We start from the raw sequence: 22,008 nt of genomic DNA on the forward strand, positions 1-22,008 counted from the left end.
TTGTCCATACCAAATTCGTTTACGCTCATATAGTAATAGTGGTAATACAAACTACTTCGTATTACAACTAACTAAATGAAAAAGGAGCGTGTTACAATGGGTTACGGTTATGGATACGGTGGCTACGGTTACGGTGGCTATGGTTACGGTGGTTATGGTGCAGGTAAAGGCTTTGCGTTAATCGTAGTATTATTTATTCTTTTAATTATCGTTGGCGCTGCTTACGTTAACTAATTTGCTTTAAAGTAGTAACCGTCATGATGTTTGTCTCCTTTATTGACCAGCTTCCCGCCTGAAGCTGGTTCTTTTTTATTTTCCTTCAATACTTCCTGTTCACTACAATCGCTGTAAAAAATCTTTATTCACAATTTGTATTTTATTACAATAACCTATAACATAAGTAGTTGAAGTAGAGATTAACTGGAGGGTTTTATCTTGTCAAAAGCACAAATAAAAGTAAACAATAATGGATCTTTTCGAGTAACAGGAGATGTCGAATTAGTGGACGCTGACGGTAATGTTTTTAAAACAAATCCTACGTTTTCATTATGTCGCTGTGGCCAATCATCTAAGATGCCGTTTTGTGATGGTAGTCATAAAGGACAATTTGAATCAGTTGTAAAAGCCGATCAGGAATAAATTGTTTTAACCAGCAGCACTGGGAGCTAGTGCTGTTTTTTTATTGGTTCTTTTCTTAACGTTCGATACGACACATTTTCTTAACATGAATTGAATTTTCCAGTTTCTTTCTAAAACGTACAATATTCTTCTTCTCAATGAATATAGATGGTGTAAGACAAACCTTTTAGAAAGGACGCCAATTCATTGAGAAAATCATTTCATTTCACTTTCTTTTCCTGCTTATTATTAGTTGGTTGCGAAAATAACCTAACAGAACCCTTACAATCAGCAAGTCATGTGTACATAGAAGGCTCACCAGAAATAAAATCATTTAGCAAAGAGTTGTGGTCTGTCACAGTCGATACAACTATACAAGACTTATCCCTCCTAACATATAAGAAAGATAGACCGATAGAATTCAATCCACTGCAAACTTTCGCCCACACCTATACAAATATAGAAGGAGTTTTAACTTTTCGTGGAAACCATACGAGAACGGCCCCTTCTTATGGGACAATCTCTTCTCCTCCGAAATCATTGGAAAAAGCTTGGGAATTTCAAACAAGCTATAGTCCTGATTGGGGAGGTGGCGCTGGGTGGACCGGTCAGCCTGCTTTAATCAAATGGGAAGATGACGTAAAACAAATAATGAATCTTAAAGAGGAGTTTAAAGCGAAAGAAGATTTTGTAGAGGTCATTTACGCCTCTTTAGATGGACATATTTATTTTTTTGATTTGGAAACCGGGGTTCAAAGCCGGTCTCCTCTTACCATCAACAACCCAATAAAAGGCAGTGTTTCTATTGATCCTAGAGGTTACCCACTTTTATATGTCGGTCAAGGCATTCCACAAACCGGTCATCATGAAATAGGCTACCGGATTTTCAGTTTAATCGATGGATCTCTCTTGCATTTTATTAAAGGTTCCGATGGCTTTGCTTACCGTTCATGGGGTGCTTTTGATGGAGCCCCTCTCATCAATAAGGATACGGATTCTATGTTTATAGGTGGAGAAAATGGAATTTTTTACTCCACTCTTCTCAATACTCGGTTTGATCAAGAAGCTGCTACCATCTCTGTTCAGCCTGAGACGATTAAGTACCGCTACAAAATAAACGGAAATCCTTCACAAGGAATTGAGAATTCTGTTGCTGCCTATAAAAACTTGCTATATTTTGCTGATAACGGTGGTAGCATCCAGGCACTAGACTTACGCAGCATGGAACCAATTTGGGCACTCCCTGCTACCGATGATACAGATGCTAGTATTGTTGTGGAGGAAACGAATAATGTCCCTTTTCTTTATACCGGTACAGAAGTGGATAAACAAGGTACCAGAGGTAACAGCATGCTGCGCAAAATTAATGGGTTAACTGGAGAGGTTGTGTGGCATAAAGACATTCCAGCCCTTAGTCAATTAGGCGCCCGTCCGGTCAATGGAGGACTCTTAGCAACTCCTATTATCGGTTCAAACAGTATATCAAACATAGTGATTTTTACAATTTGCCGCTATCAGTCAATGGAACGTGGCATTATGTTGGCTCTTGATAAAGAAACTGGTGAAGAAGTATGGAGTTTTGACATGCCACACTATGCATGGTCATCACCTGTTCCTATTTATACTGACCAAGGCGAAGCCTTTATTGTGCAGAGTGACTCAGTCGGAAACATCTATATTATTAATGGAAGCAATGGAGAAGTTATGGATACAACTAACTTTAATTCTAATATAGAGGCATCTCCAGCTATTTACAATAATATGATGGTTGTCGCTAACCGTGGTGGACAGATTGGCGCGTTTTATATTAGGTAGGTACTTGATGGAATTCAATTTGATATTGTAAATAAATAAAAACCATGGCTTCCCATGGTTTGGTATATGAATAGAATGTCTATTATAACTTTTGTTCAATCGATACTTCCTTGCCTTCTTGGTGCTTTTTGTTCGCATTTTCGGTGCTCGTTTCGGCAATTCCGATAAAAATAGCAACCGCCACAAACCCAATTAGTAGTTTTCCAATTCTTTCTCTCATTCACTCACCTCCTAGTTTGATTCTAGTATAAGAGGTGAGTGATTTTCAAATATTAACCATCAGAATAATAGATTCCATACTTTTCTACTAGTTTGATAGAAGTTTTTTGATGACTTAACCATTTTATAGTCTCTTTTCGCATACTTTGTTGTTTTAATGGCGTTAGTATAAGTAACTAGTCGTTCTATTGTGCTATAAATATTAAAAATGTGTTTAAAAGCAACAATTCTTACGAAAAGAGATTAAAGCACAAGCACATAACTATTACCAAGAGTATATTTTCACGAAAATATCCGTTATTCCAGCTTTTTCATCTATATTTCCACGAAAAATTTGGAAATTCCATATTTTTATGCCTTTTTCCACACTTTCACCTCATTATTCCATGAAAGTAAGAAATGCTATAGTTTCACTAAGCGAATTAGCAAACAGCTTTGCCAGCGTCCTAATCCGATAAGGCGCTGTCATGCCATGGCCCATCCGACAATCCCGTTACACAAAAGGGGCAGACTACGGTTACATTTAAACATAAAATTCTCCTCTAGCAATTGGAACGACTTTTCCCCCTACATTAATCTCAATACTTTCCTCTCGTTGCGCTGCTCTTAAATATAAGTGGCCAAGTCTACCAATTTCACGTCCTTGCTCTACACGTATATTAATCTCGTTTGAGTTAAAGTAACGATGCTTAACTAAATAACCTGCAAGACAGCCGTTGGCACTTCCTGTTGCCGGTTCCTCGGACACACCATAGTAGTCTCCAAAGTTTCTAACGTTAATTTGATTGCTTGGCTGATACGTTTCTGGACAAAATGCATGGATAAGTTTGGCATCCATACTATTTACTAGCGCAAAGTACTTTTCTCTATTAATGGCGCATTTCTCCAATGCTTCTAAATTCTTAAGGGGCACAATCATGGTTGGTAAACCTGTGGAAACCTCTTGAATGGGAAAACGTCGATCTAGATCGTCTAGCTCAATATTTAGGACTTCAAGTATTTTCTCTGGCGTATGTTCCCTTATAAAACTAGGTTCAAGTTGTCTCATCCATAACATACTTGTTCCCTCTTGTTCTTCAATTGTGATTGGAATGGTACCAGCTTTTACAAGCAATTTTATATTATTTACTTTCTCTTTTAATAATACCTGATTAATGATATAGGCAGTGCCGAGACTAGGATGACCCGCAAAGGGAACCTCTTCAACTGGCGTAAATATTCGCAACTTACATAAGTCATGAGTGACAGATTGGATAAAGGATACTTCTGCGTAGTTCACTTCTTTTGCGATATTTAGCATCTCTTCGTCTGTTAATGTTTCGGCGTTTAGAAAAACCGCCAATTGATTTCCTTCATATTTTTGTTCAGCAAAGACATCTACTATGTAATATGGAATGGTGTTCATCTGCCTGATCCCCTTTTAGTTTCTGGTGAAAGTTCTTATCTTTTTATATTACCTACACTGTAGTAAATAGTAAAAAGCCGACATTCATTTTCGTGAATTTTCTTTTACAATAGAACCACAACAACAGATAATTCCTGTTATAAAGCAGCTAACAACCATCGTCATTGATAAAAATTGAAAGGCTATGACGGTAGAAAGAAAGGTCCACAGTAGCCATAAGAACGACCCTTTAATTTTCACCATTTACTTTCTCAGCCTTCCAATAATAATCACTAATGGCATCAGCTAAAGCCTCCACAGCATGGGTTAGCTCCTCCATATTATTATCTACTCCCCCCATTTCCACAATTAATGAATGAGGCGTAAGATCTTGATTATAGACCCCGTTCACGTCTGAGCCTTGTTTTCCAATTAATCCTCTGCTCAGCCCTGGATACTTCTCTTCTAAGTATTGATGGAGCTTTAACGCAAAGGCTGCATTTTGTTCAAAGTCTGGATTTTCCTCCCCTATAACAAATGCTACTTTTGCATATGGGACGTTGTTAATGGACACCGTTGTCTGATCCTTTCGCAAGGCATCACGATGGATATCTAAATAATAAGCTGGTTTTTCTACCCCTCCCATTGCACTTTTCACAATTTCCCTTGATACTGTGTAGGCTCTTGAGGTCGTCCACCCTCGTTCCTTTAGTACACTTCCCATATTCGTCTTATCAACTATTGTATTGATCCCATTTTCCTCTAGCTTATTTCCTAGTAGTTCACCGATTAGGATAATATTTGTTTTAGAATCACTAGCCCTGCTCGCATTTTCCATGTTCTCTAATCCCAATAAGGGAAAATACGATTCATAGCTATGAGTATGGTATATAAAGATAGCCTCCTTTGAATGAGGGGTAACTGGCGTTTTAACCTTCTCCTCATTCAGTATCGCCAATTCCTCCTGGGCCATTTCTCTCTCCGTAAGTAATACCTCCATCGGCGGTGAGGATTCTATCGGCAAATTGGTAAAATTCGTGCCATCTCCTGCCACAAGAATATGTGCGTGATACGTTTGCAATCCAGGAAGCTCTGCACCTAATAAGCTTCTTATATCATCAAACCTTATATTGGTCGCAAGCTCCGCGCCTAAGCCCAGCATAGAAGGCTCCTCCCGTCCAGGCATCACACTGGAGAAATACTGATATTCACTACTAATCAAACTAAATAACTGTTCTCCACTTAGAGAAGGACCATTCCTTCCTAACTGATTAAAAGATAAAGATGGCTGATTCGCTATAACCAACGGAGCAACCAGTGAAAACAATAATGGCCTAACAAATAGCCAAACCATGCTTCTCGCTCTACTCGCTTTTAGTTGAATATACATATCGCCCTCCTAATCCCCTTTTTACCAATATATCTGCTCCACAATCAAATAGAACCCATATATTTACAAGCATTTTTCATCCCTTTAAAGCATCGGGGGCCAGGCCCCCAATGCTTTAAAGGGATGAAGGACATTTAGGTCTTATAGGACATGTAGGACGTGTATAAGTTTTCTTTATATACACAAGCTATTATCCACACAGGACAGTTAGTAATGTGGAATGTGCTTATTTATACTTTCTTATAGGAAGGAGTGCAATTTAATGGTAAGAAGGTTTTTAACTATTATGTTGGCTATTTTCTTAGCTACTTCTATGGTTGCTTGTGATGATGCACCTGGAGAAGATGAAATTGGTGATGGCGAAATTAATGATGAGGAATAAGAGCTGCATTTGATGTAGCTTCTTTTTATTGAATACAACTTCTGGGAGTTTTAAGAAGCCCATAACTTTTACGTACCCTTGAATTTTGGTCTAAAGTATTTGTACACAAAATAACCGACTCCTTCCATTTGAGTCGGTGAATTTAATTTATTTATTGTTAAAACTGACTTTAATACTAAAAACCCGTATGTAAATGTTTTTGAAAAGAGCAACTCTCTAGATGTAAGATAGATTGCATTTTACTACCCAGTAAAATCTAACTTTTATGATTTTTACGAATGCAACAATCTATTTGACTTTGAAACAGCCTATTTAGATCACACTGGGGAGCCCGGCGGATAATAATAAGGTGGAACCTTTAGCCAACCGCGTTTTTTGGCAAGAGTCTTTAGAGTTCCTCCAAAAGTTGACCATTCTAAATAAAATTCCAGCCACATTTTGCCGACGTCATCACGAATGGCATCTGCTTGACCTTTGGTTGACATCGTTAAGCCCACTATCAACTTCGCCATAATCCCATTTACAATTTCATCATCTGTCAATTTTACGCCTAGTGGGATATCATTACAATCCGATTTGGGCTTCGCTGAAGTTACATCAGGTAATGGAATACCTTCGTTCTGCATAAACGCACTTAATCTTTTTACATGCTTCTTGCAAAGACGCTTAGCGTCTTCTAGCATTTCTCTTACTTCATCATCTGTTGTTGTATTTAATGCGGCTTCTTCATATCTAATATACTCTTCAACCGCTGTCATGTATGTCCAACAGTCTCCAGCTTCAATAATATGCAAAGGCGCTTTCGGCTCATTTGTATCATCTATTGCTACTTTCAGCATATTTACCATTGCTTCAATTGGATTTGCCACCTTTACACCTCCTTGACGTTAATGTTCTTCAAAAAATCAGGAGATATGTATGGTAGTTAAATACATCCCCTCTCTTTTTGCTTGTCTTGGAGGTTGATAAATGGCTATGTTCGATTATTAATTTATTATTACAGGTACGCTGTCATGTACTTTGCATTAAGTTTCCGAAACACTCTTAACTATTACATTCCCAATTTTAACATCGACCTATCAATTTCCTGATCCAATCTTTCAATCAGGAGCAGTTCTTTTTGACGATCTATTTTTGAATAATGATGTTGATCACCTGGTTTTTTATCTTTTTCATCCGCTAAGTGGACAATTTGCTGTAAAGAGTTTAGCTTGAAATTCCCTTCTGGAAGAGCAGAATCTGTGTGGTATAAAATAGCGTGAGCAATCTCCTTAGCGGCCTGCAAATCCTCTCCTAAACGGACGAGTAATTTATGTGCCCGCTCAGCCCCTTTAATGGGGTGAATATCAAATTCACGATATTGCTGATAATCCCATTCCCCGTCATCCTTATACCATTCATAATGTCCAATATCATGGAGAAATCCAGCTTTTGCTGCCCAATCTGGATTTACGTTATATTGAAGTGCAAGGCGGAATGAATGATAAGCTACTGAAATGGCATGGGCCATACCCGACCGTCTGACATACTTTTGGGTAATCTGATGTTGATAAATTTCCTTTAAGGTAACCTGTCTCATTCTACCTTCCTCCTTTTTACGTTAAATTATCGATATATTATCATCTTTGCCATCATAAAGCAATTTACTTCTTCTAAATTTAGTTAAAATAATAAAAGGCTGCTTTCGAAAAGCAACAAAGTTTTGGAAAAGCCTACAAAAAAACACCCAATTATTCCAACCGGGTGTCCGTTCCATTACGTTGTTACATTTACAATAGACTGAAAAGGAACTTGAATCATGGTCCCTTCCTTTGAAACCACTCGTAGCTTCTGCTGAATTTCATCTACATAATGAATGGTTCCTCTAATAGTAAGATGATGAGTTTGGTTAAAATAAGTAATAGATAGCTCTGCTCCATAGGCCATTGCTTCACAAATGACTTCATTCATTTGCTCTAGCTTTTGTTCATCAAGCTCTGGCTTGGTTTCATATTCATCTTCTTTTGCCCAATCTCGTAAAAGTTTTACATGTTCCGGAAGCATCATGGCGGTCCACTTGATGTTCCCCCGATCTCGAATCATCTGCTTACTCCCCCTTATGATTTATGTCCACCGACCAGTGTACTTCTATGTCTTGCAGTTCCTGCGTTGGTATAAGAAACGGCCCGTAAGAGAGAACTTGAGCCATATTTCGCACGAATGGCATCCATTGTATAGCCTAAAGCACGCTGTTTTGGTTTTTCACTAGAGAATAAATTTAACTGAAGCTCATTATCCTCTACAATATTAGAGAGCGTAACGGAAATTTGTCTAACTGTTTTTCCCGCATAATGCTCTTGAAACAGTTCTAAACAAACATTGTAGAGATCTAATGTGATATTTGTGGGTTCATCAACCGTTCTTGAGCGGTGGAAGCCGCCACCAAATTCGTCCTTACTATACGCAATTCCTAGACTCACGGTTCTACCTGCTTTTTTGTGCTGACGCGCTCTTCTCCCTACCTCTTCACAAATTTCTAGGATCACATGTTTGACTTCATTAGGGTCGGGATAATCTCTCAGTAAAACCTGACTTTTTCCAAAGCTAATCTGCCCCTGCATAATCGGTGCACCAATATCAGATAAGTCTACCCCGTGAGCATGATAATAAAGCTGATTCCCCATAATTCCGAACTTTTTCTCAAGCAATTCCAATGGATAATTAGCGAGCTGTCCCACTGAAAAGATTCCCATCCGGTTTAATGTTCGTTCCACCCGACTTCCGATTCCCCACATTTTACTTAATGGAGAAAGAGGCCATAATTTTTTCTCCACATCCTCAAAGGTCCATTCGGCAATTCCTTTTTTCTTTGCCTCTAAATCTAAACAAAGTTTAGATAGCAACATATTAGGTCCTATTCCAATTGCACAAGGAAGCCCAAACTCTGTTTGAATATCATTTTTAATTTTTTTCGCAATTGTATAAGCGTCTCCCCATAGCTTCTCTACGCCATCGACCTTTAAGAAGCTTTCATCAATACTATAAGTATGAATCGCCTCCTTAGGGACGTATCGGTGAAAGAGCTTCGTAATTTCTGTTGAAATTCTTACATAGGTAGCCATCTTCGGATTGATTATCTGAATCCTCGGGTCTTTAGGGATTTCAAACAGGCGGGATCCTGTTTTAATACCGAACTCCTCCTTCATTTTGGGAGATGCAGCAAGCACAATACTCCCTTGACGTTCGGTATCTCCTACAACAGCCAAATAGCATGTAAGTGGATCCAGCCCGAGCATCACCGCAGAACAGCTGGCATAGAAGCTTTTCATATCAACACAAAGAATGCGCTCATACGGAAATTGACTGTAATCCATTATGTCTCCTCCAAAAAAAGAATGTATGTTCGTGTTTTAGTATACTCAATATTTTAAGCGAATATACGTTCGATTTCAAATGGTAATTTTAGGGCTCTTAGAGATTGACGTTGAAAAAGCGAGAAAGACATAGTATAACTGGATAGATTAGAGTCGGAGGAAAGCATGATGGAAAAAACACTTATTGAAAAAATGATTCGTAATTCTCTATATCAATACAGACATACCATTGATTCCATTCCTTTAGCCAAACGTGATTATGATTACTTATATGAGCGAATTTTAAAGATCTATCTTAATGGTGAAGAGGATTTACATGAAATTGTCGAGGATGTAGTGTATGAGTATTTAACAAACAATGAAGAGTAAAAGCCAGGATTAGCTCCTGGCTTTTATCGTTTCCCTCGTTTCCTTAAAAATGGTATCGTTGAAGCGTGGGCGTGTCATCCGAAACCATTGATAACAAAACACAAAAATTAACACACCGTCAATAAGGTCGCCACCATAATACATAAGCATTCCGCCCACTTCTGCTTCTGTAGTCGACACTCCACTAGGAGGATGTGCGTATATATATTTTGCTAAAATACTATGACTAGCAAGCGCACTAACAAGTACAATCGCTCGGTAAATGAAGCTCGTTGGATGAGGTGCTGGATCAATCGAAATAATAGAAATAGTAAACAAAAATCCCGCTATAAAGACATGAACATGAATAAGCACATAAAGAAGAGGATGCTCATGCATATTAGCAAATAGGTCAGTTGTGTAAAGAACCCATAAGCCACCTATATTTAGCAAAGAGGCAATGACAGGATTGATTAGGATCCGGGACGGGACACTTTTCAGCAGATAGGAAATACGCCGTGCCCACTTGACCGGAAGACTTCGAAGAATGAACGTCATTGGAGCAGACAAAGCAATGAATAAAGGAGCTAGCATGCCAAGTAATAAATGGGTAAGCATATGAAAAGAAAAATCATTGTGGGCTGCATTTGCTAAGGGACCGATTGTTGAGATAGCTATGCAACATGCACCAAGCGTCCACAAAATAGACCGATGCATAGGCCAATTTTTTAGACGAGCTGCTGCATTCCAATAGCTTATAATAGCAAGTAACAAGATTCCTAGACCAAACAGCTCAAGATTTGGTCCGGTCACAGCATGATGATGACTATGATTGTTCATACACCGCTTTACCTTCCTTTTTTTTCACTAATAACAGCACTCCGAACACAATCATTAAAACGGCGATGCCATTCCAAACAATATCGTAAACGATTACATTTTCAACATAGCGTATCTGATGGATTCTCATCAACTTATGCTGAATAATTCCGTCATATAGCTGAAATCCACCTCCACCAACCAGAACCCCTCCCCACCAGGTTTTCACTTTATAAGCATTTCGGCGTTTGAGGTCCGCAACCATGAATAACGCAGCAATTGTGGAAAACCAGCTGAATGCATGAAAAATGCCATCAGATACTAGCCCAATATCGGTCGTTGATAAATCATAAAAATGATGCCAATGAAGAAGTTGGTGAAAAACGGTTTCATCTATAAATGCAGCAAGGCCGAGACCAAACAGGACCCCTGACCAAATATTTTTAGATAAGTAGGTACCACTTACTGCCTTCTTAGTCATTACATGCAACACAGCCCTTCAATCTATAGATTCACATCACAGTTTAGCTAAGAATAAAAAGGGATAATCGACTCCAAGTAAAAATAGTCGTTCCGTTACAGAGAGAATGATAAGAGAAAAATCACAAAAAACTCACGGAAAAGTTCCATGAGTTTCACTTTATTATTTGTCCAAATCAATCACAATCGGTTCAAGCTCAATTTCAATATGACCTTTACCTGACATGAGACTTGCAATTTCAACAGGCTGAATAATTAATTGACTAGCACCTTCTTGAATGGTGCCAAAATCAGTCGTTCCGTAAAATGTTTTCCCATTATCAGGTGATTTTCCACCACCACCTAATCCATCCATATACACATGACCGAGATCATCTTTTATATAGAAGACAGGTGTCACACTTGGCCATTTCTCAAGTAACTCATCTGATACGATTTGCTCATAGCTAATCACGGTGGAAACGTCGGTAAACTCAATAGATTGAAGTGTGAAGCTAACACCTTCCTGCTGTACTGTTTCATTAACAAGCTGAAGATCACCTTCTAAACGATTGAGAGAAAAAGCAAAGGACCAATCACCTTCTACCTCTACATCATTGGATAAGCTGTAAAAGGCTTCTGGTTCCCAAGTGACTTCAATTACCTCTGGATGTTGAGACTCTTTAAAATGTGGAGTAAAAGATGTCACTCCCACATAGCGATTATCACTAATTTTCGAGATCTTAGAAGTGCCTCCACTACCAGTTGCCCCAACAATATTGAACCAATTCACGGCACGTACATCTAGATCGTCATTAAAATCATGTTCCGTTTCAATTGCAAATGACACCGTAATATTCGTACCGTCATATACCGCATTGTCAATCATGATAGTCATACCGTTACTCGTCTGGGCGAGACCAACATCTGTTGAGAAGGTTTCAAAATCCTTGTAGTCTCTTTCCGCATCATTAAAAAAATGAATGACATTATCCATAAATGGTATTTGTGAGGCAAGAGAAGGGAATGCAAAACCTGTTGCTGTACTTGTTCCAACGATAATCACAGCAGCGACAGCCATATTGCGCCAAATCGGTGCTTTTTCACGTTTTTTAAGTACATGTTGTTTCACGCGTGCCTTTTCAACGTCTGTTACGTCTAGTAACTCAAGTTGGTCAATATCCATATCAATCCATTCCTTCATACTCATACAAATAACTCCTTTAACTTCGTATTTGTCGCTAATATTTTCTTACCTCGATACAACCGATTATCAATTGCTGCTTTAGATAGGCCTAGATTGTCAGCAATTTCGCTATTAGATAGCTCTAAAAAATATTTCATGATAAATATATCGCGGTCGATTTCTTTCAATTGACTAATTGCAAGTAACAATGCATTTTTTTCTTCACGTTTAAAGACAGATACATCTGTTTGTAAAGCACTTACTTTTTGAACTAATGGTGCATCCGGTTGTTCATTTTCAATTTGTCTTTTAGCTTGACGGTATCGATCAATTGCTTTGTACTTCGTCATCATGCCAATCCATTTTTTGAAGTCTTGTGCATTTCCTTCAAACTGATGAGCATTTTGCCAAACCGTTAGAAAAACATCATTGATACATTCATCGATATCAGTTCGCTTCATATTGTGTAAAACCTTAGTCGCAATCGTTTTGACGAGTGGCATATAGGCATCAATGATATACTCAAGTGCATCTTCTTTTTGTTTCTTTAATCTACTAATAAAATTGGTTTGTGAACTTTTCATTTGCTATTCTCCTTATGTCATTGAAAAAGCTTTTTCATAAGGCTCTTTTCAAAAATTTTGTTGCTTTTTGGGCTACTACTATTTCTAATAGCCCTCACTGTTAAACTATAAAATCTAAGTGATCATGGTTAGAAAGAGCAACAATCTAATGAAAACAGCCTTTCATAGAGTACAACGAACGGTCCAAGTGTTTATTCTCAATTTATTTAATTTATTTTCTATGGGTTATTTGGAATCCCTGAATTTTCGGTTTTAGGAAGGGACATTGATAAGGAATTCTTCTAGGGGCAAACAATATAAAAGCAGAAGGACGGTCTCTTACTACTATAAGTAAACTAAGAACCGTCCTATATGATTTAAGGCTCTATTCCAATACTTTGTTGCTATCTAATTAATCTGAAGTTAAGCTCGCTTTTAACGATAAATGCCGTATTTACGTTTAGAAAAGAGCCTTATTTAACGAAAATTCAAATCAAGAATTTCCCGTGTTTCTCCATTTAACCTAAATACCATTGTATGAGGAGCATCTCCATATGGGTTTTCAACCGTTACATCCCATATGTTTTCGCGTTCGATATGTAAAATGGTAGTCCGAGGTGTCTCCTTTAAAATGGCAACATATTCTGACTCTTGCACTTTCTCTTTTACACCATCCTTAATAAGAACAAACTCTCCATTTTTTTCGTATCCGATTGATTCACCAGTATGCTCGGTTAGCCATTCTTCAATTTCAGATGATCTCTGTCTAGCCACATCTAGAACCGAGGATTCATTAAGTTCTTCATCATGCTTCAACAGGTCTAGTAAGAATTGTTCATTACGACTACACTTAAACGGGTTACGAAGTTCGTCTAATTCTTTACCTCCGCAAACATCTACCACAATCGCTTGTACCGGAAGCTGACTGTTCTCAACTTTTATTTTCCCAGCAGTGTTAATTTGGAAATTCTTATTCCCTTTGCCTTCATAGACAATACGCTGTCCATCCGTACGAAGTTGATAATAATCGTCCCCTTCAAAGTCAAGCATTGCATCGGTGATGAGGTCAAAATTAGCTAATACTAGCTCTGCATCTGTAAAAATATAGTCGTTCAAGTAGTCCTCATCTTCTACCTTATACCTTGTTACTTCTAAAGTTTTCCTGTCATTTGACAGATTAATAGTATAGTTAACGGTGCCTTCATGCGTCAGTTCAGCAAGTCCCAAAGCAAGACTCTCAAACGTTCCGTCCTGTTGGATGGTCATTTCAAGGCCCCGTAATTCAATTCTATAACCATCTATGTTTAGTTCATCCCTTAGATGATCCAATTCCTCTACCAGGCTTCCACTATAAAAATTAGTTTCTAGTAATTCTACATGATGTATTCGTTCATAGATCATATTTTCAATTTGCGGGATACATACACCCAGCATAAAAATGACCAGTCCAACGTAGGCTGCAATATGCTTCATATCAGCATTAACGTTGATCTTTCGAAAGAACAATAAAAATATAGCAAAACCCAACGGTAGCTTAAATCCGTCTAAATCCAACATAAAGGCTCCTAGAATAGTAAACCCAATCAACTTTAGCAGTAATAGTGGTTCTTCCTCTTTTGATTTTCTATAAAGCATGAGCACAACAATGAAGGTGATCATATATATAATCACTTGTATTGTATTATTCATCATGCCCTCCTTTATGTATTTCTACTTATTTTATAATCTATTATTTTATTGTCACTGTTTCCTATGTAGATTCGCATTTTCTTGCGAGTTCCACCTATTTTCTTGCCGGTCTCCTGGTTTTTCTTGCGACTTGGACCTGGTTTCTTGCGACTTCGAATATTTCTTGCGAGTTCAACCTATTTTCTTGCCGGTTTCTTGGTTTTTCTTGCGACTTGGACCTGGGTTCTTGCAACTTCGAATATTTCTTGCGAGTTCACCTATTTTCTTGCCGGTCTCGTAGTTTTTCTTGCGACTTGGACCTGGGTTCTTGCGGCTTCAAATTTTTTTTGCGAGTTCAACCTATTTTCTTGCCGGTCTCTTGGTTTTTCTTGCGACTTGGACCTGGTTTCTTGCGACTTCGAATTTTTCTTGCGAGTTCAACCTATTTTCTTGCCGGTTTCTTAGTTTTTCTTGCGACTTGGACCTGGATTCTTGCGACTTCGAATTTTTCTTGCGAGTTCAACCTATTTTCTTGCCGGTTTCTTAGTTTTTCTTGCGACTTAGCCTATAATTAAAAGGCTACCATATTTAATGGTAGCACTGAGCCGTTTATTTAATTTAGTTATTTTAAATCCGGATACCCTTGCTGTCTTAATGCTTCGTAAACTAGAATAGACGCAGTATTGGATAAATTAAGCGAACGCACATTAACAGTCATCGGTATTCTTAAGCACTTATCCTTATACTTTTCAATAATATCAAGTGGAATTCCATCTGTTTCACGTCCAAAAATAAAGAAATATTCATGATCCGGTTTACTGTAATTAAAATCGGTATATCTTCCATCACCGAAATTTTCAATAAAGAAAAAATCCCCCAGTGGGTTTTTCTCATAAAATTCGTCTATAGAATCATAATACCGGACGTTTACTTTATCCCAAAAGTCAATGCCTGCTGCTCGTAACATCTTATCATCCGTTGAAAAACTAAGCGGGCGGATTAAATGTAAAATGGAATTCGTTGCAGCACAGGTTAACGCTATATTCGCGGTGTTTAAAGGTATTTCTGGTTGATATAATACAACATTTATTGCCATTCTGGTTCACCTCTATCATTACCTAGTAATATGGCCATTATATATCACTTTAGCAGTTAAATCACTAAAGCGGGGTTAGATGTAAAGCAAATAACTATACGAGACTACATAAAAAAGAGACCAAATTAAATAATAATTCGGTCTTAATCATTATTAAATTACAAGGAAGTAAAGCTATTCTAAAACCTGAAATTGCTCATTTACCTTGACAACCAGCTCATTATCACCCATTAACTCAGAGAATGTAATCGTAAATAGTTGGTTTTCTTCATTTATTGATTTTACCCACCATGTATTGTTGGGATCTATTAATTCCTTTGCTGCTTGAATAGCTTTTGCATACCTTAATGCTTCTTCATTTGTTTTTACGATCATCTTGACAGCTGTAGCCTGAGCTGGAAATGATTCTTCTACTGCTCCAGTATGCCAAACCTCAACCTGCATTCCTACTGAGAGATCTGTTAGAGAGAGAGTCTCTCCATCTTCTGAAGATATAGCTGTTTCTTCTGTAATCTTATAAACAGTAGCATGAGGCTGTGACTGTCCTGTTTTCTCTGTGACTAAAATGACGTCCTCATTTACAGACATCATATAGCCAGTTATATCTTTTACACCATTATTTGCATTGATTTGAGTACAGCTTACTAAAATCATGAACAACCCAATTAACAAACCTATAAATGTTCTTTTTATCATATCTATCACCTCATTAAATAAGTCGGTGCAGGTTATAAAATGTTACAAAATTCCGAGTGGTTTCTTACTATTTTTTGGCTGTTTTCGTAAGGTAGGACCGAAAAAAAAACGCACGATAATTCGTACGTTCCATAGGTTATTTTTTGAAAAATGCTTTTCCGCCAACCTTTTCTACTAGCTCTGGAAACACTTGAGAAAACTTGCTTGCTGCATTCATCCAGCTCGGTAAATTAAGTTCTCTTGTCTGAGTAAACATGGCATCCACCATTTTACTTGCGACTAATTCCGGCTCTAACATAAAGCGTTCTACGTTCTTTTTATAGCCTCCTGATTTATCGGCAATTTCAAAGAAGTTTGTTCGAATGGGTCCAGGATTAACCGCTGTTACAAACACGTTTGAATCATTCAACTCCATACGTAGACTATTCGTAAAACCTAACACAGCATGTTTAGTTGCCGAGTATACACTTGATTTAGGTGTTGCCAGTTTTCCAGCCTGAGAAGCAACATTTATTATATGACCTTCCTTGTGCTTCAGCATAGTTGGAAGCACTGCCTTCGTACAGGCAATAAGACCAAACACATTCACTTCAAACATATCCTTCATATCTTGTAAGTTTATATCAATAACCTCTTCAAATATGCCAAACCCAGCATTATTAACTAACACATGAATCGTTCCACGGTCCTCAATAATGGTTTGAAAGGTTTGTTGGACTTTGTCAAGATCTCTTACATCAAGCTGGTAGAACGGACATGTAAGTAAATACTTCTGCTCAATAGATTGTGAGATTTGTTGGAGTTTCTCAACACTCCGAGCAAGCAAAATAGGCGTGCCACCGCTTTCTGCTACTTTATAGGCTAACACCTCTCCAATCCCGCTAGAAGCACCTGTAATAACAACATTTTTACCGTTCAATTTCATGTTTACGTTCCACCTTTATTTAGAATAAAAAACCCACAGCCCATCTTCTACCTTCATACCTACAGTTCCTGCTTCCACCAAGTAATCGAGTTGCCCTAACGTTTCAGATAACGTTAAGACCATCTCTTTTATATATATCTGTGGAAAAAGTTGCTGACAAACTTGAAGTGCAGTTAATGGGTGTTCTTTCAACATCTCTAATACTGTTTCAGCACGTTTTTCTTGCTTATGTAATCGTTCTGTCACAAGAGCAGAAGGATTAGTCACAACATCACCGTGCCCTGGATATACTTTTTTCAGCTGTAAATCCCGAATTCTCTTCAATGAATTATTATATTGCAATAAGGTTAGAGGACGAGCCTCTCCTTCCATCGGTGGCTCAATCAATGGGTTAGAGGAAATATGCCCTAGTAATAGGTCACCACCTAAAACTACTTTACTTTTCTCATGATACAAGACAATATGACTCTGCGCATGACCAGGCGTTTCAATCACTGTCCAACCATTTAACCCTGGCACTTTGTCTCCTTCTTTTAATTCCATAGTAAGTGAGCGCTTACAGCTATAAGTCAAAGTATTCCTTAACTTCCCAACTTTTTCTAAATACTGCTCACTTAATCCTAGCTTACTAAATAAATCGTAATAAAACTTGTCATGCTGCTCAAAAAACAATGGATCCTTTGAAATCCATGGCTGATTAAACCTATGCCCATATACAGGTAAGGCTTTGGGAAGATAATCAAGCATTCCGACATGATCAGGATGATGATGAGTAATAACAACCTGTTCGATATCATCAGTGGTAAAACCAAGCTTAGATAGCTCTATTGTAAAATGTTCCCACGCTTCTGGTGTTTTAACCCCAGCATCAACTAATGTTAATTTCTCTGATTTCACAATATGTACATTAACATTTCCAACAGGAAAAGGTGTTGGAAGCGATATACAGTATATCTCACACGGGGTCACTAGGACCTCTTGCATAGTTATCCCTCCAGGTGAAAATTCAGTCTAGTTATATCCATCTTAAGGATACCCTTTCCTTTTCCATTTGTCATTATTTTCAAATAATTATTTACCGAAATTTTTCATAATCTCTTTAGGAGGTGTCAAAACCCTTGATTGTTTAGGAAGAAGGAAGAAACCACTAATAAAATATAGGATGGAACTACCATAAAAAACAAAGTCCATTGTAAAAAAATCTGCTAAAAATCCGGCTGAGATAATGGCAAAAGATGAAAATAAAGCGGTCCAGAAATGATAACTCCCGATTGTTCCTGATCTATTTACATCATCCGTATACGTAGCTAATAACATTTTTTCACCGTGCTTTTGAAAAGCACCAAAAACTCCTAGAACAATCTGAATGATATATACCTGTAAGACACTAGTAACATGTGGGAATGCTAACAGTATGGACGCCATTCCCCAGCTGTTAATCAGGAGTAAATAACGATTTTCAATAGATCCGGAAATCCTACCTAATAAAAGGTAAATTAAAGCAGAACTTAATCCGAATAGACCATAGGAAAGTCCAAAAGCAGAAAAGCTAGATCCTACATTTTTTAAAAATAGAATGTAAAAAGGAAAGATTAAACTGCTGGCAAAAAAGGTTACACTCTGCGAGTACACGAGCAGACGTAGTTTGTTTTCTTTCATTACTTATACTCCTCATAAAAATAGTTATAAAACCGCTCATCCGGATCATATAGCTTCTTCTTAGTAAAGAATTCATCTGTACGTGGGTAAGCTGCTTTCATTTGTTCTTTCGTCGGATACGGCATATAAGGAAGATAGTAGCTACCATTATATTTCAAGGTAACATCAATCATTTTCTGTACAATAGCTTTTGTCTCTTCTTGTTCTTCCTTTGATATCCCTTGATTAATGAGCAAGACAAGAGCAAACATATCATCTTTGGCATAGGACAATACAGCTGACTCGTCCTTTTGCACATAACGAATTGTAATATTAATTAAATTTAAATCTTCTTCTAAAAGGGTCGTCCGTAATTCATTTATATAGGGGGTAAAATGATCAATAGGCACAAAATATTCTTGTAAAACATCTGTGTTAGAATCATGGTCATATTCAAGAAACTTTGATTCAGATCTCATCACATTATTACGAGTTACAAGACTACCATTCGTTTTTAAGAAGTACTTCTCCTGCATATCCCAAAGCAAGTTCTTCCCCCAACTAAAGTTCCTCGATAAACCAAGCAGAAACTTTGTTAAGAAAGTCATTCGATCAGTCTTCAGCTCATTGCGAAGTTTTAATTCTTGATTAGGAGCAAGGACATAATCCGTGACATACATATCTTTTAGAAAGTGATCAGAGGCTGTTGAAATACGTGCTAAATGCATTCTTACCCCCTCATTTCCAATCACTTCATTTTTAAAATACTCAGTATACTCATCAAAGTTCAATTCACTCGTTTCCATTGTATAAAGTTCGTCATCGGTCAATTCAAGCTCTACATCTAGAATTACTCCAAATAACCCATATCCTCCAATGACAAGTTCAAATAACTCTTCATTTTCGTCACGACTTACTTGAATAATGTCACCATTTTCTTGTAGTAGACGAAAAGAACGAATTGTATCTACTAATGACCCATAGCGAATGTCCCTTCCGTGTGCATTCACACTCATCGATCCGCCAATTGTAAATATATTTTGAGACTGCATCACCTTTACAGCAAGGCCGTATGGATTCACATGTTGTTGTATTTGATCCCAAGTCGCTCCGCTTTGCACCCTAATTATTTTTTCTTCTGGATTAAACGCTAGTATTTTATTATAGGAAGTCATGTCGAGAACAATGCCGTCTCTATAATATGTGTGCCCTCCCATACTGTGACGCTTCCCGGCAATTGAAACTTTTAAATCCTGTTCAGCGGCTTCTTGAATTACTTGTTTAATAGACGCTTCTTCCTGTCCTTTTACTAGTTTGTGAACTTTCACTGGCATTAATCCACTAACGTCTTCCATCACAGATGTAGAGGAACGAACAGGCTCAGACCTACTTATTGAAAACACAAAAGCGATCACATAACAAAAAATAAATAATAAGATAAATAGTCTTTTCATACATTCTCCTTATTATCAAAATCTTCTCACATAATTATACAATTTCTGTTAATATATTGATATAATACGATGACTACCAAACACGTTTACTCAATAAATAATGAGGAGGCGAATATAATCATTCGATTCTTTTTGCGATGTTTAGGCATATTTTCAATAGTACTTGCCATTGTGTCCATTTTACTAGTATTTTCACAAGTACTTATAGCTCTTTCGTCCTTCATGATCTTTTTAATAGTAGGTATAGTTTTACTAGCTTTAAGTGAAGTTATTAGACTACTCCATGAAATAAACCAAAAGCTTGAACTAGTACATAGACAGGAGGAACGTGAAAAAACAATTCAACCCTTATCCATAAATAAAATGAAAAATTGTATCAAAATTGAGGATGCAAAACAGATTTTGGCAATGTTTCAACGTCGAAAAGAAGATGTTTTACAAATTACTCCAACACCTTTGGTCGATTATTATTTTGTTGAAACAAAGGAAGCCGTTTATTTAGTTGAGCTTGGGGACTTTTTACCCTTTATTGTACCTAAGGAACGTTGGCAACCTCAGTTGCTAAGACATTTTGAATTAACATTCGCTACATAATTCTGCAAAAAGAAGGTGCCCCATGGTTCATAACACAAAATTTCACTACGCATGGATTATTTTAGCCCTCTCCTTTGTTGCCTTACTATCAGCACAAGGAGTTCGTTTATCTTTTGGAGCCTTTATGGAACCTTGGGAAGGAGAATTTTCGGCAAGTAGAGGGACCATTTCTTTAGTTGCTTTCATTAGCTATATTGTATTTGGAGTATCTCAACCATTTATTGGTCGGTTGATCGACCGATTTGGAGTAAGGGTGATCTTCTCTACTAGCGTACTAATCATTGGTCTTTCCACAATTGCTACCTTTTTTGTAACAAGTCCTTGGCAACTCATGCTTATATATGGAGTAATCGGTTCAATCGGATTTGGAGGGGCGTCAAATGTAGCAGGTTCCGTAGCTATTACCAACTGGTTTGTCGAGAAAAAAGGATTTGCCATAGGACTGATGACGGCTGGTTCAGCTGGTGGGCAACTATTGTTAGTTCCACTTTCACTTTTATTGATTACACAGTTCGGTTGGAAGTCGACCGTTTTAGTATTGGGAGCCTTTTTAACGTTTGTTGTGTTTCCTTTACTTTACATCTTCTTACGAACTCATCCTTCTGAAAAGAATTTGACCCCATTAGGTGAATCTGTTGAAGGAGAACAAGCATCCAAAGAGCAAAAACAGAAAAAAGTTCAAGGAATATCCATTTTCACGTTGTTAAGACAGAAAAATTTCTTGTTTTTATTATTTCCTTTTTTTGTTTGTGGTGTTACTACTAGTGGAATGATTGATACGCATTTAATTCCCTTTGCACAATATTGTGGTATTACCCCAGGAGTAGCTGGGGCTGCCGTTAGTTTATTGGCAGGATTTAATATCTTTGGTACCATCTTTTCCGGTTATTTGTCAGATCGGTATAATTGCAAAAACATGCTTGCCTTTTTATATGGTAGCCGCGCTCTCACCATTGTTATTTTATTATTTATTATTCATAACCCAGCTGCATTCGGGTTCTTTCTAAATGAATCTTACCTGTTACTTTTGTTTGGTATAAGCTTTGGGATTGTTGACTTTGCAACAGTGGCACCGACCGTAAAGCTTGCTACTGAATACTTTAAGCAAATGTCGGTCGGTGTGATTCTAGGTTGGCTTTACTTAAGTCATCAAATTGGCTCAGCACTTGGAGCTTATCTACCAGGGCTATTATTTGATTTAACTGGTGGCTACTCTAGTTCTTTTATTTACGCCATAATTTTACTAGTTGCAGCATCATGCTTTAGTTTCATGCTACCAAGTACTGTACATCATGTAAGGCCCGTACAGCATTCTGCAACATAAACATCTGAAGAACACCCAGGACCATACTATAATATAAAGATAAAAAACGTAGAGCAGAAATTAAAATGGTACCTATA

At 37.5% G+C, this 22,008-nt stretch carries 24 protein-coding genes; 6 read left to right on the forward strand and 18 right to left on the reverse strand.

The window, feature by feature from the left end; genetic code table 11:
• The first annotated feature begins 96 nt into the window (after positions 1–96).
• The 3 genes from LT143_RS08925 (at position 97) to LT143_RS08935 (ending at position 2,433) form a co-directional block, all read left to right on the forward strand.
• The gene (locus LT143_RS08925; RefSeq protein ID WP_246942508.1) at positions 97–234 is read left to right on the forward strand and encodes a YjcZ family sporulation protein; all 138 of its coding nucleotides are present in this window, start codon (positions 97–99) and stop codon (positions 232–234) included.
• A 201-nt stretch (positions 235–435) separates the two neighbouring features.
• Entirely contained in the window at positions 436–639 is a 204-nt protein-coding gene (locus LT143_RS08930; RefSeq protein WP_246942420.1) for a CDGSH iron-sulfur domain-containing protein, read from the forward strand.
• Between the two features lie 186 nt (positions 640–825).
• Positions 826–2,433: an outer membrane protein assembly factor BamB family protein gene (locus tag LT143_RS08935; RefSeq protein ID WP_246942422.1), complete on the forward strand. Its 1,608-nt coding sequence runs from the start codon at positions 826–828 to the stop codon at positions 2,431–2,433.
• A gap of 82 nt (positions 2,434–2,515) precedes the next feature.
• Here LT143_RS08935 and LT143_RS08940 read toward each other — a convergent pair whose 3' ends face one another.
• The 7 genes from LT143_RS08940 to LT143_RS08970 form a co-directional block, all read right to left on the reverse strand.
• Positions 2,516–2,653: a hypothetical protein gene (locus LT143_RS08940; protein WP_246942425.1), complete on the reverse strand. Its 138-nt coding sequence runs from the start codon at positions 2,651–2,653 to the stop codon at positions 2,516–2,518.
• A gap of 522 nt (positions 2,654–3,175) precedes the next feature.
• Positions 3,176–4,057 (reverse strand): PhzF family phenazine biosynthesis protein, encoded by an 882-nt coding sequence (locus LT143_RS08945; protein WP_246942427.1) that lies wholly within the window; start codon positions 4,055–4,057, stop codon positions 3,176–3,178.
• A 229-nt stretch (positions 4,058–4,286) separates the two neighbouring features.
• A complete protein-coding gene (gene spoIIP / locus LT143_RS08950) occupies positions 4,287–5,426 on the reverse strand; it encodes a stage II sporulation protein P (protein ID WP_246942429.1) in 1,140 nt (379 codons plus the stop codon).
• Between the two features lie 699 nt (positions 5,427–6,125).
• The gene (locus tag LT143_RS08955) at positions 6,126–6,677 is read right to left on the reverse strand and encodes a DUF3231 family protein (RefSeq protein ID WP_246942431.1); all 552 of its coding nucleotides are present in this window, start codon (positions 6,675–6,677) and stop codon (positions 6,126–6,128) included.
• A gap of 182 nt (positions 6,678–6,859) precedes the next feature.
• On the reverse strand, positions 6,860–7,387 hold the full coding sequence (locus LT143_RS08960) for an HD domain-containing protein (protein WP_246942433.1): 528 nt from the start codon (positions 7,385–7,387) through the stop codon (positions 6,860–6,862).
• A 176-nt stretch (positions 7,388–7,563) separates the two neighbouring features.
• Positions 7,564–7,890 carry a YolD-like family protein gene (locus LT143_RS08965; RefSeq protein WP_246942435.1) on the reverse strand — a complete coding sequence of 109 codons (327 nt, stop codon included), beginning with the start codon at positions 7,888–7,890 and terminating at the stop codon, positions 7,564–7,566.
• 14 nt (positions 7,891–7,904) lie between these two features.
• Positions 7,905–9,161, reverse strand: a complete 1,257-nt coding sequence (locus tag LT143_RS08970; RefSeq protein ID WP_246942438.1) for a DNA polymerase IV — start codon at positions 9,159–9,161, stop codon at positions 7,905–7,907.
• Between the two features lie 168 nt (positions 9,162–9,329).
• Between LT143_RS08970 and LT143_RS08975 the strand changes: the two genes are divergently transcribed.
• Positions 9,330–9,530: a YqzH family protein gene (locus tag LT143_RS08975; RefSeq protein WP_246942440.1), complete on the forward strand. Its 201-nt coding sequence runs from the start codon at positions 9,330–9,332 to the stop codon at positions 9,528–9,530.
• 9 nt (positions 9,531–9,539) lie between these two features.
• On the opposite strand, the gene LT143_RS08980 is transcribed toward LT143_RS08975, so the two are convergent.
• From LT143_RS08980 to LT143_RS09030, 11 genes are all read right to left on the reverse strand, one after another.
• Positions 9,540–10,349, reverse strand: coding sequence for a cytochrome c oxidase assembly protein (locus tag LT143_RS08980; protein ID WP_246942442.1), 810 nt, complete (start codon positions 10,347–10,349; stop codon positions 9,540–9,542).
• A complete protein-coding gene (locus LT143_RS08985; protein ID WP_246942444.1) occupies positions 10,336–10,809 on the reverse strand; it encodes a DUF2243 domain-containing protein in 474 nt (157 codons plus the stop codon). The genes LT143_RS08980 and LT143_RS08985 overlap by 14 nt, the downstream gene beginning before the upstream one ends.
• 162 nt (positions 10,810–10,971) lie before the next feature.
• The gene (locus tag LT143_RS08990; protein WP_246942446.1) at positions 10,972–11,997 is read right to left on the reverse strand and encodes a DUF4179 domain-containing protein; all 1,026 of its coding nucleotides are present in this window, start codon (positions 11,995–11,997) and stop codon (positions 10,972–10,974) included.
• Positions 11,994–12,557 (reverse strand): sigma-70 family RNA polymerase sigma factor, encoded by a 564-nt coding sequence (locus LT143_RS08995; RefSeq protein ID WP_246942449.1) that lies wholly within the window; start codon positions 12,555–12,557, stop codon positions 11,994–11,996. Before LT143_RS08995 ends, LT143_RS08990 begins: the two co-directional genes overlap by 4 nt.
• Before the next feature lie 456 nt (positions 12,558–13,013).
• Positions 13,014–14,225: a hypothetical protein gene (locus LT143_RS09000; RefSeq protein WP_246942451.1), complete on the reverse strand. Its 1,212-nt coding sequence runs from the start codon at positions 14,223–14,225 to the stop codon at positions 13,014–13,016.
• Between the two features lie 601 nt (positions 14,226–14,826).
• On the reverse strand, positions 14,827–15,300 hold the full coding sequence (locus tag LT143_RS09005; RefSeq protein ID WP_246942452.1) for a tRNA (cytidine(34)-2'-O)-methyltransferase: 474 nt from the start codon (positions 15,298–15,300) through the stop codon (positions 14,827–14,829).
• Between the two features lie 174 nt (positions 15,301–15,474).
• Entirely contained in the window at positions 15,475–15,996 is a 522-nt protein-coding gene (locus LT143_RS09010) for a DUF3221 domain-containing protein (protein WP_246942454.1), read from the reverse strand.
• Between the two features lie 136 nt (positions 15,997–16,132).
• Positions 16,133–16,921, reverse strand: a complete 789-nt coding sequence (locus tag LT143_RS09015) for an SDR family NAD(P)-dependent oxidoreductase (protein WP_246942456.1) — start codon at positions 16,919–16,921, stop codon at positions 16,133–16,135.
• Positions 16,922–16,936: 15 nt separating this feature from the next.
• The gene (locus LT143_RS09020) at positions 16,937–17,905 is read right to left on the reverse strand and encodes an MBL fold metallo-hydrolase (RefSeq protein ID WP_246942457.1); all 969 of its coding nucleotides are present in this window, start codon (positions 17,903–17,905) and stop codon (positions 16,937–16,939) included.
• An 87-nt stretch (positions 17,906–17,992) separates the two neighbouring features.
• The gene (locus LT143_RS09025; RefSeq protein WP_246942460.1) at positions 17,993–18,580 is read right to left on the reverse strand and encodes an MFS transporter; all 588 of its coding nucleotides are present in this window, start codon (positions 18,578–18,580) and stop codon (positions 17,993–17,995) included.
• Positions 18,580–20,013 (reverse strand): FAD-binding oxidoreductase, encoded by a 1,434-nt coding sequence (locus LT143_RS09030; RefSeq protein WP_246942462.1) that lies wholly within the window; start codon positions 20,011–20,013, stop codon positions 18,580–18,582. The genes LT143_RS09025 and LT143_RS09030 overlap by 1 nt, the downstream gene beginning before the upstream one ends.
• 171 nt (positions 20,014–20,184) lie before the next feature.
• Here LT143_RS09030 and LT143_RS09035 point away from each other — a divergent pair, with 171 nt between their 5' ends.
• Entirely contained in the window at positions 20,185–20,607 is a 423-nt protein-coding gene (locus tag LT143_RS09035) for a hypothetical protein (protein ID WP_246942463.1), read from the forward strand.
• Positions 20,608–20,629: 22 nt separating this feature from the next.
• Positions 20,630–21,931 carry an MFS transporter gene (locus tag LT143_RS09040; protein WP_246942465.1) on the forward strand — a complete coding sequence of 434 codons (1,302 nt, stop codon included), beginning with the start codon at positions 20,630–20,632 and terminating at the stop codon, positions 21,929–21,931.
• Positions 21,932–22,008 lie beyond the last annotated feature (77 nt).

Origin of the sequence: Bacillus pinisoli (assembly GCF_023036475.1) — a bacterium.
GTDB lineage: Bacteria > Bacillota > Bacilli > Bacillales > SA4 > Bacillus_BS > Bacillus_BS pinisoli.